A 9,967-nucleotide genomic window follows, 5' to 3' on the forward strand; every position below is an offset into this window, starting at 1 on the left:
GATTTTAAACCATCCTAATCTTCCTTCAGTCTTGTCTTATGGTACTTTGGCTGCTTAAAAACTGTCCGGAGTATTGTTAGAAGTAATGTGGAGATTGAACCTTCAGAAGCAAATGGATTAACAAAAAAATCTCTTGCAGATTGTTTGCAAACGCGCCCTATAGATTATTTTTCTCGCTTGGTGGATATCCGAGGTGAAGTTGAGCCAGAGGTTTTACTAAAAATCGATCGAGCTCTCAGAATTGTGTTTGCTTTGTAATTTTTCAACTTTTTAAAGAAGGAATTATGGGCGAGGTCTTTTCTGGATATGGGTGAGAAAGGGATCTCGCTCTTTTTTTACCGCAGATGGACGCTGATTAACGCAGATGCAGGAAGGGATCTCGCTCTTTTGATGAATGACGGGCGATCGCCCTTCTGAATCTGGGTGAGAAAGGGCGATCGATATTTTAGACTAATTAAAAAAGGGCGATCGCTATAATTCTAGATAGCGCTGCAAAATCTCTTGAATTTGGGAAAATAGCTCGGGTTCCAATTGGCCGACTTGTTGTACTAATCTTGTTTTGTCGAACGTCATGGGATCGACACAGACTAGCAAACTATCTGCATCTAAACCATTTTGTGGGGATGCGGGTACTAATATCGCAGCAGCAGAAATCCGAGGATCGTGAGGACGAGCGGATGTAAATGGTAAAACAGTCACTTTGCTGCGCCGCTCGTTGAACAGCGTACCAGAAATGACTAACGCAGGGCGCGTTTTGCGTATTTCTGTTCCTACTGAGGGATCAAATCTAGCTATCCAGATGCTTCCCAGTCGGTAATCGCTTGAGCTTGCCATTCCTCATCCCATCCTAAATCTAGTTCGTCAATTAGCTTGCAAGCTTCTGCTAAAGCTTGGTTTTCTTGTTGTTTTCGCCATTGTTTTAAGAGAGATTCTATCAAAGCACTGGGGTTGGGCGCTTTTTGATTGACGTATGTGAGTAAGTCATCTGGCAAGCTGATAGAGATGTCGCTCATTGGCTAATCAGAATAGTTTTTTGTAATTATTTTAGCAACAATTGACTGAAATGACAATTTTTTGTTAGTTGAATCCACAAACGGAAGGGCGAGCGCTCTTTTGATGAATGATGGGCGAGCGCCTTTTTGAATCTGGGTGAGAAAGGGATCTCGCTCTTTTTTAACCGCAGATGGACGCTGATTAACGTGGATGTAAGAAGGGCGATCGCTCTTTTGATGAATTATGGGCGAGAGCCTTTCTGAATTATTAGAAAGGGATCTCGCTATAATTCCAGATAGCGCTGCAAAATCTCTTGTGGACGAAATATAATTCTTGATTTTCATCAAAGTGGGCGAATAGCTGCGGAATGCGATCGTGGCTACCTAAGTTGTTCAGGTGTTGAGGTTCGCTTTAAAACAGGCGTTTGGCTTCTTGCAGCAAGAAGGGATCATTGGACTGGGGCTTGAATATCTTAACCACGCGCGGGGGCTTGTCGGGTAGATATTCGTCCTGTGCTAAGTAGGTTTCGCCAAATCCACCTTTACCCAATAAGCTGATTATGTAGTAATGTCCGCCAATAGTTTTGCCAATAATTATTTTGTTGTGATAATATTTTTGAGAATTATCAAACACTCCGATCGGATTCGGCGTACTTCTCTAAACCGTCGGGGAAGCAGCTTCATTAAAACTCAATAACTGCAATAAAGGCAATGACTACAAAATCCCTCGCAGATTACGATCGGGCTATTCAACTTAATCCCTACAATGCTATTGCCTACAATGATCGGGGTAATGCCAAGTATGCCCTAGGGAGAAAAAAAGATGCGATCGCAGATTACGATCGGGCTATTCAGCTTGATTCTAACTTTCATGGTGCCTACTACAATCGGGGTTTAGCCAAATATGAACTAGGGAGAAACCAAGAGGCGATCGCAGATTACGATCGGGCTATTCAGCTTGATTCTAACTATGCTAAGGCCTACAGCAATCGGGGTGCAGCCAAGTCTGACCTAGGGAGAAACCAAGATGCGATCGCAGATTACGATCGGGCTATTCAACTTGATTCTAACCATGATGTTGCCTACAACAATCGGGGTTTAGCCAAATATGCCCTAGGGAGAAACCAAGAGGCGATCGCAGATTACGATCAGGTTATTCAGCTTGACCCTAACGATGATGTTGCCTACTACAATCGGGGTAATGCCAAGTCTGACCTAGGGAGAAACCAAGAGGCGATCGCAGATTACGATCGGGCTATTCAGCTTGATTCTAACCATGCTATAGCCTACTTCGGTCGAGGTGTTGCCCAATATGCCCTAGGGAGAAACCAAGATGCGATCGCAGATTACGATCGGGCTATTCAGCTTGAGCCTAACAATGCTATGGCTTACCACAATCGGAGTATACTAAAGTATGCCCTAGGGAAAAAATAAGATGCGATCGCAGATTACGATCGGGCTATTCAGCTTGAGCCTAACAATGCTATGGCCTACCACAATCGGGGTACTTTCAAATCTGCTCTTGACGACAAACAGAGTGCAATCCAAGATTACCAAAAAGCCGCTGATTTGTATAAGCAACAAGGGGATACAGGCTTTTGGTATCAACAAGCTGTTGAAAACGTGAAAAAACTATCCGAACCGTAGCGACAAACGGAGAATAATCATGCCTTCAGATGACTCACCAACTGCTGAAAAGTATCAATAGGAATCGCCCAACTCAAAGCTTCCATTTGCCAAAAACCGCCTGAGAAGGCACACTCCCATCCGCCCACTTAAACACATCAATTCCCCCCAAAGGATACTTCGATTTGCCATTAATCCCCACCAACTTACCAGAAATATCCAATACAGGCCCGCCACTCATGCCCTCGGCAATATCATTAGTGTAACCAAGTTGGTATCCACTCTCAAGGGATTGAGCCGGCAACATTCCCACTTTCCCACTCGTTAACTTAAAAGCTTTTAGCCCCCAATTCCGAGTCTTTTCTATAGACTCTGAATTAATCCAATGCCAATTCGGAAAACCCGCAGCATAAACCCAATCTCCCACCGATAGCTGATTTGAGTTTCCGATTTCCGCAACTCGATAGGATTGAGAAGTGGTAAACTGCACTAAAGCTAAATCTACTTTACCAAACAGAGATGAACGCAGCCATTTAGCAATATGCGTCCGTCCCTCGGCTGTCAATACTTGATAAGTTTTGTCTTTATTATCAGCTACCACATGATTGTTAGTCAAAACAGTATAAGTCCGGCAAGGGTTGAAACCCCTGCCTCAAAGCTAAAGTCCTCTTAAGAGGACTGAAGAACTCATTAGTCCTCTTAAGAGGACTTTAGCTATTAGACAGGGAATTCATTCCCTGGCGGACTAGCGGGTGGGCGGGAGGACTTGGCGGGCTTTCAGGCTTAAGTTGACACCAATGGGCATTGCCGTGTCCCGACACTTCATAAACTTGGAATACGCTGTATTTTTGATTGTTCCAGTAAAGTGTGAAAGCAGGCTCATAATTATACCTCATTCGATGATATTAACAGTTTGATATACTGATCTAAGTATTAGACTAACTGCCTCGACACAAACTACTAATCGCCTTTAGCCAAAGTAGAATAATCTAGAAAAAGCAATCAAATTAGTAGAGGACAAAATTTTCGGGTGCGAAGAAATCATCCTCCACTCACCCAGGCTGGATTAAAAAATCTCCCCAACAATCATCCCCGCCAATATGACAAACCCCACCCAAACATTTTGGCGAAAGATTTGACCGTAAACCAGCTTAGGAATATCCGCATTCCGCAGTTGACTGTACTGCAAAAGCCACAAAATCGCCGCCGCACTAATTGCCAACCAAAAACCAATATGCAAGTGCAGATTAATTCCCATTGCCGTTAACAAACCGACAGTACCAACAAAGAAAAAACCCACAGCATTAGCAGCATTATCCCCGAAAAATATTGCGCTGGAATTCACCCCCAAACGCAAATCGTCTTCCCGATCGCTCATCGCATAAACTGTATCAAATCCCATCGTCCAAAACACGACTGCACCCCACAGTAGCCAAGTCGCTAATTCTAATCCGTCAACGGCCGCACTCCAACTAATTAAAACTGCAAAACCCCAAGCGATTGATAACACTAATTGCGGCACTGGAAAAAATCGTTTTGCTAGCGGATAGCAGATAATTACTGGTACGGCGGCGACGCACAGCCAGAAGCTTAAAGGATTGAGATAAAAAGCAAGAATTGCCGCGCAAGCAAAGGAAATTAATGCAACTCCTATTCCAGTTTGCACGGTGAGGGCGCGGGATGCTAGGGGGCGCGATCGCGTTCTTTCTACTTCGGGATCGATATCGCGATCCCACAAGTCGTTGATGACGCATCCCGCCGCACTCGTGGCTAAGGTACCCAACACAATCACGCCCACTAATGCTGCGGGCGGCCTCCCGTCTGCTGCTAAAAAGACGGCCCAGAGGGCTGGAATCATTAAAATTAGCCTTCCTGCTGGTTTGTCCCATCTCAAAAGCCTCACGACGGTTAGCAATGTGGATTCGGGTTGGCGATCGGGCTCTTTAAGCATTTCTATTCTAGATTTGAGATTTTTAACTCTAGATTTTATCAAATTTTAGGCACAATCACTTACTATCTCTGCTGGCGAGCATACTTCTATCGGAATTTAAAAGAGGTGAAAGTCTTGCCCAGTCAGCAGTTCCCGATTTTTGCTAATTTAATAGAATGCCTAACTGGATTCGTGAAATAATCATAAATATCTGTCAACCCCGATACTCCAATGGTTAATTCACTTGCTTCTGCGGAGTCAAATCGCATTATTGCTGCTATTGATATGGGTACTAACTCATTTCACATGGTGGTGGCGCGCATCGATCCGAAATTGCCCGCGTTTACGATTATTGCTAGAGAAAAAGATACGGTTCGGTTAGGCGATTGTGAGGTTAAGACAGGGTGCTTGAAGTCCGAGGTTATGGAAAGGGCGATCGCCACTCTGGGCCGCTTTCTTGATCTTGCTAAAACTTTCAATGCTGAACAAATTATCGCGGTGGCTACGAGTGCTGTTCGGGAAGCTCCTAACGGGCGAGATTTTCTCAAACAAGTTGCTAAAGAATTAGACCTGAATGTTAGTTTAATTTCCGGTCAAGAAGAAGCGCGGAGAATTTATCTCGGCGTTCTTTCGGGGATGGAGTTTAACAATGAGTCCCAGGTGATTATTGATATTGGGGGCGGTTCTACCGAGTTGATTTTAGGAGACAGTTCTGAGTCTCTCTGTCTCACCAGTACAAAAATTGGTGCTGTTCGCTTAACAGGACAATTTGTCAAAACTGACCCGATTAGCAGGGAGGAGTTTGCTTATTTGCAAGCTTATATTCGGATTTCGCTCGAAAGACCGATCGACGAATTGCGCTCTCACTTCAATGCTGGCGAACCTTTGCGTTTGATTGGCACTGCTGGAACCATTGAAACTCTGGCTGCAATTAACGCTCGCGAAAAGTTTGGAACAGTGCCGAGTCCCCTCGCCGGATATCAGTTAAGTTTAAAAGATTTACGCGATTTAGTCAATCGTTTTCGGAAACTTTCTTACTCGGAAAGGCTGGCAATTCCGGGAATGTCCGATAAGCGGGCCGAAATTATTCTGGCAGGCGCTTTGATTTTACAGGAAGCTATGATACTATTAGGAATTGAATCGCTCACTGTTTGCGATCGGTCTCTGAGAGAAGGCGTAATTGTTGACTGGATGCTGGCGCACGGTTTAATTGAAAACCGCTTGCGCTATCAAGGTTCAATCCGCCAGCGCAGCATTCTGCACATGGCTAACAAATATCAAGTCAATTTAGAACAAAGCGAAAGAACCGCAGCATTTACTCTCAACTTCTTCGACCAAACTCAAGGAATTCTACACAACTGGGGAACCGAAGAACGCGAGTTGCTGTGGGCTGCCGCAATTCTGCACAACTGCGGTTTGTACGTCAGTCATTCAGCGCACCACAAGCATTCTTACTATTTAATTCGCAATGGTGAGTTATTAGGATACACTGAAACAGAGATTGAAGTAATTGCCAATTTGGCTCGCTATCACCGGAAAAATCCTCCCAAAAAGAAGCACGAAAACTTTATAGCTCTCCCGAAAAAATACCGGGAATTCGTCAGTAAATTGCATCCTTTTTTGCGGTTAGCTGTTGCTTTAGATAGGCGGCAGATTGGCGCAATTTCTGATTTCAAATGCGAATACCGCCCGGAAGTTAGAGAGTTTCACTTGCGGCTACAACCGCTCAATCCCGAAGACGATTGCGCTCTGGAACTCTGGAGTTTGGATTATAAAAAGCCGTCGTTTGAAGATGAGTACAATCTCAAATTAGTGGCAACTTTGGAACCGACTCTGGTTCCGGTTTAAAAAGGACGCAGAGCCTGGAAACGAGAAACTGGTGCAATACCAGAGAGAGTATTTGTGGTGAAGAAGACTCTCAAACGCTGTCCATCTCTGTGGCGGAGATCGTTAAATCTTTTTTTTCTTTTAACAGGCGATAGGCAATAAACTAGGTTGATTGCCGATCGCCGGACGGTAGGATGAGGTAAAGCCGATCGCACGCACCAATACGCCAGCCAGGGCACCGCGCAGCTACAAACTACGAGATTGCAGGCATTTGAAGGATTTCGCTCGACCACGCGAGGCACTCACGCCAGAGAGGCTTGATGATGTAGTGCTTAGCCAAAGATCGTAAAATCATTGAGATCGATCGCACTAGCTTGCACTCCATTCAAAGCAGCCAACAGTTGACCGTTCTCACCAATCCTGATGAAAGCTGCATTAGCGCTTTGGGTAATACTAAGTTGAGCAAAAGTTAGACCGCCCCCTAATACCAGCAAATCTTCACCTTTTGTGAAATCAGTAATTAGATCGCTGCCTTCACCTGCTGTTAAAACAAAGCGATCGCGCCCCATCCCGCCGCTGAGAATATCATTGCCCAAACCCCCAATCAGACAATCGTCGCCTTTACCGCCATAGAGAGTATCGTTACCCTCCTCGCCGCATAGTTTGTCACTACCGCCGTTGCCAAACATCAAATCATTGCCAGCACCGCCGCACAGGGAATCAGGCTCGCCGTTAAAGCCGATCGCCCGGTCTCCGAAAATAGTATCGTCCCCATCGTCGCCGCAAATGCTATCACTGCCGCGATCGCCCAACAGCAGATCGTTGCCAGTACCCCCCACCAGAACGTCATTGCCCTTGCCGCCGTAAAGCGTATCATTGCCCTCGTCGCCGCTTAGAGTATCCGCAGCATCTCCCCCGTTCAAGAAGTCGTTGCCAGCACCGCCAAACAGCAAATCGCGTCCAGTCGAGTCAGGGCTAAACGGGTCAAAACTGCCTCCAAACAAGCAGTCGTTACCCTGATATCCAATCAGAGTGTCATTGCCTTTGTCGCCCCCAATCAAGTCATCGTCTTTGCCGCCGATCGCCACATCATCGCCCTTACCCCCGAAAATGCGATCGTCGCCGCCGGCGCCGTTGAGGTAATCATTGCCATTGCCGCCAAACAGCAAGTCTTTGTCTGCATTCGGGCCAAGAGGGATATTGCTGGGCAGTCCCCCGTAAATATTGTCGTTGCCTTTTTGGCCCAGCAGAACGTCGTCGCCGTTGAAACCGCTGATAACGTCGTTGAGATTGCTGCCGATGAGGAAGTCGTCGCCGTCAGTGCCATTGAAAGTGCGATCGACAGAATTCGGGCCCGGAATCGAACTGATCGCGGGTAGGGTAATCTGTTCGCAAATGCAATCGCGATCGTCTGGAGTTCCGGTCGGAGTTGGAGTTTCCGTGGGAGTCGGAGTTGGAGTTGGGGTTGGAGTTGGAGTTTCCGTGGGAGTCGGAGTTGGAGTTGGGGTTGGAGTTGGAGTTGGGGTTGGAGTTGGAGTTGGGGTTGGAGTTGGAGTTGGGGTTGGAGTTGGAGTTGGGGTTGGAGTTGGAGTTTCCGTCGGAGTCGGAGTTTCCGTGGGAGTCGGAGTGGGAGTTTCCGTGGGAGTCGGAGTGGGAGTTTCCGCAGGAGTTGGCGTCGGAGTTTCCGTGGGAGTCGGAGTGGGAGTTTCCGCAGGAGTTGGCGTCGGAGTTTCCGTGGGAGTTGGAGTCGGAGTTCCCGTGGGAGTTGGAGTTGGAGTTTCCGTGGGAGTCGGAGTGGGAGTTTCCGCAGGAGTTGGCGTCGGAGTTTCCGTGGGAGTCGGAGTCGGAGTTCCCGTGGGAGTTGGAGTTGGAGTTCCCGTGGGAGTCGGAGTGGGAGTTTCCGCAGGAGTTGGAGTTGGAGTTCCCGTGGGAGTTGGAGTTGGAGTTCCCGTGGGAGTTGGAGTTGGAGTTCCCGTGGGAGTTGGAGTCGGAGTTCCCGTGGGAGTTGGAGTTGGAGTTCCCGTGGGAGTTGGAGTCGGAGTTTCCGTGGGAGTCGGAGTCGGAGTTCCCGTGGGAGTTGGAGTCGGAGTTCCGGTTGGCGTTGGAGTTCCCGTGGGAGTCGGAATCGGAGTTCCGGTTGGCGTTGGAGTTCCCGTGGGAGTTGGAGTTCCCGTGGGAGTTGGAGTTCCCGTGGGAGTCGGAGTCGGAGTTCCCGTGGGAGTCGGAGTTCCCGTGGGAGTCGGAGTCGGAGTTTCCGTGGGAGTCGGAGTCGGAGTTTCCGTGGGAGTTGGAGTCGGAGTTTCCGTGGGAGTTGGAGTTGGAGTTCCCGTGGGAGTTGGAGTCGGAGTTCCCGTGGGAGTTGCAGTCGGAGTTCCCGTGGGAGTTGGAGTCGGAGGGTTATTTACAATAATGCTTGCCGTGACGATCGCAGAATCCGCTTTCCCGTCGTTAGCTTTGTAGGTAAAAGAGTCTGTCCCTGCAAAACCCAGATTCGGAGTATAAGTGAAAGAACCGTTAGCGTTGAGCGCGATCGACCCTGTAGCCGGATTTGTCACCAGAATCGCCGTCAGCGGGTCATTTTCCGGGTCTGTATCGTTGATTAAGACTCCCAAACCAGTCACGTTGAGACCCGTATTAAAAGCAGTAGTATAGCTGTCAGAATTGGCTACAGGCGGGTTATTGTTGACGTTTACAGTCACGGTAGCCGGTTCCGAGCTAACTATTCCGTCGCTGATTGTGTAGGTAAATGTGTCTGTTCCAGAAAAGCCAGCGTTAGGAGTATAAGTGAAAGAACCGTCTTTGTTGAGGGCGATCGACCCTTTCGTCGGGTCTGCGGCCAGCACAGCACTCAGCGTGTCCAAATCTGCGTCGGAGTCGTTGGCTAAAACTCCCGGCACTATTTTGCTGAGGACTGTTCCCCCACTGACGCTGTAGGTATCGGGTTGTGCGATCGGCGGATTGTTTGTAACGTTGATATTTGCCGAAATTGCTGGTAAAGTAGCAGCCCCGTCACTGACTGTGTATGTAAAGCTGTCGAGTCCCACGAATCCCGGATTGGGAGTATAGATAAAAGAACCATCTTTATTGAATGCGATCGTGCCGTTGTTGGGGTTGCTAAAAATATTTGCCGTCAACACATCGCCATCAACGTCGCTATCGTTGGCTAAAACTCCCTTGGCGACAGGCACGTTCAAGACTCGATCGTGTAGGGTAGGGTAATTTTCAGGTTGTACGATCGGCGGATTGTTGGTGACAGAGATATTCGCGATTGCTGGTAAAGTAGCAGCCCCGTCGCTGACTGTGTATGTAAAGCTGTCGAGTCCCACGAATCCCGGATTGGGAGTATAGATAAAAGAACCGTCTTTATTGAATGCGATCGTGCCATTGTTGGGATTTGTGACTTTAGTTGCCGTCAACACATCGCCATCAACGTCGCTATCGTTGGCTAAAACTCCCTTGGCGGCAGGCAGGTTCAAGACTCGATCGTGTAAGGTAGGGTAATTTTCGGGTTGTATGATCGGCGGATTGTTGGTGACAGAGATATTCGCGATTGCTGGTAAAGTAGCAGCCCCGTCGCTGACTGTGTATGTAA

11 protein-coding genes are annotated in these 9,967 nt (G+C 47.7%); 4 read left to right on the forward strand and 7 right to left on the reverse strand.

The annotated features are described in order from the left end of the window. The first annotated feature begins 87 nt into the window (after nt 1–87). The gene (locus QUB37_RS27515) at nt 88–258 is read left to right on the forward strand and encodes a hypothetical protein (RefSeq protein ID WP_333168231.1); all 171 of its coding nucleotides are present in this window, start codon (nt 88–90) and stop codon (nt 256–258) included. A gap of 213 nt (nt 259–471) precedes the next feature. Here QUB37_RS27515 and QUB37_RS27520 read toward each other — a convergent pair whose 3' ends face one another. From QUB37_RS27520 to QUB37_RS27530, 3 genes are all read right to left on the reverse strand, one after another. Next, complete coding sequence (locus tag QUB37_RS27520; protein WP_333168233.1) at nt 472–834, reverse strand: type II toxin-antitoxin system PemK/MazF family toxin; 363 nt, start codon at nt 832–834, stop codon at nt 472–474. Continuing rightward, nucleotides 792–1,013 carry a hypothetical protein gene (locus tag QUB37_RS27525; protein WP_333168235.1) on the reverse strand — a complete coding sequence of 74 codons (222 nt, stop codon included), beginning with the start codon at nt 1,011–1,013 and terminating at the stop codon, nt 792–794. Before QUB37_RS27525 ends, QUB37_RS27520 begins: the two co-directional genes overlap by 43 nt. 391 nt (nt 1,014–1,404) lie before the next feature. Continuing rightward, nucleotides 1,405–1,626 carry a hypothetical protein gene (locus QUB37_RS27530; RefSeq protein WP_333168237.1) on the reverse strand — a complete coding sequence of 74 codons (222 nt, stop codon included), beginning with the start codon at nt 1,624–1,626 and terminating at the stop codon, nt 1,405–1,407. Between the two features lie 77 nt (nt 1,627–1,703). On the opposite strand from QUB37_RS27530, the gene QUB37_RS27535 reads away from it, so the two are divergent. Both QUB37_RS27535 and QUB37_RS27540 read left to right on the forward strand, forming a co-directional pair. Next, on the forward strand, nt 1,704–2,426 hold the full coding sequence (locus tag QUB37_RS27535; protein ID WP_333168239.1) for a tetratricopeptide repeat protein: 723 nt from the start codon (nt 1,704–1,706) through the stop codon (nt 2,424–2,426). A gap of 6 nt (nt 2,427–2,432) precedes the next feature. Next, nucleotides 2,433–2,639, forward strand: coding sequence for a tetratricopeptide repeat protein (locus QUB37_RS27540; protein ID WP_333168256.1), 207 nt, complete (start codon nt 2,433–2,435; stop codon nt 2,637–2,639). 73 nt (nt 2,640–2,712) lie between these two features. Here QUB37_RS27540 and QUB37_RS27545 read toward each other — a convergent pair whose 3' ends face one another. The 3 genes from QUB37_RS27545 to QUB37_RS27555 form a co-directional block, all read right to left on the reverse strand. Next, on the reverse strand, nt 2,713–3,234 hold the full coding sequence (locus tag QUB37_RS27545) for a serine protease (protein WP_333168241.1): 522 nt from the start codon (nt 3,232–3,234) through the stop codon (nt 2,713–2,715). Nucleotides 3,235–3,328: 94 nt separating this feature from the next. Beyond that, on the reverse strand, nt 3,329–3,514 hold the full coding sequence (locus QUB37_RS27550; protein ID WP_333168242.1) for a hypothetical protein: 186 nt from the start codon (nt 3,512–3,514) through the stop codon (nt 3,329–3,331). 170 nt (nt 3,515–3,684) lie between these two features. After that, nucleotides 3,685–4,569: a 4-hydroxybenzoate solanesyltransferase gene (locus tag QUB37_RS27555; protein WP_333168243.1), complete on the reverse strand. Its 885-nt coding sequence runs from the start codon at nt 4,567–4,569 to the stop codon at nt 3,685–3,687. Between the two features lie 210 nt (nt 4,570–4,779). On the opposite strand from QUB37_RS27555, the gene QUB37_RS27560 reads away from it, so the two are divergent. Continuing rightward, nucleotides 4,780–6,396, forward strand: coding sequence for a Ppx/GppA phosphatase family protein (locus QUB37_RS27560; RefSeq protein ID WP_333168245.1), 1,617 nt, complete (start codon nt 4,780–4,782; stop codon nt 6,394–6,396). Between the two features lie 311 nt (nt 6,397–6,707). On the opposite strand, the gene QUB37_RS27565 is transcribed toward QUB37_RS27560, so the two are convergent. Beyond that, a partial coding sequence (locus QUB37_RS27565; RefSeq protein ID WP_333168247.1) for a tandem-95 repeat protein occupies nt 6,708–9,967 on the reverse strand: 3,260 nt, incomplete at its 5' end.

Source organism: Microcoleus sp. AT3-A2 (assembly GCF_036705685.1).
Taxonomy (GTDB): Bacteria; Cyanobacteriota; Cyanobacteriia; order Cyanobacteriales; family Microcoleaceae; genus Microcoleus.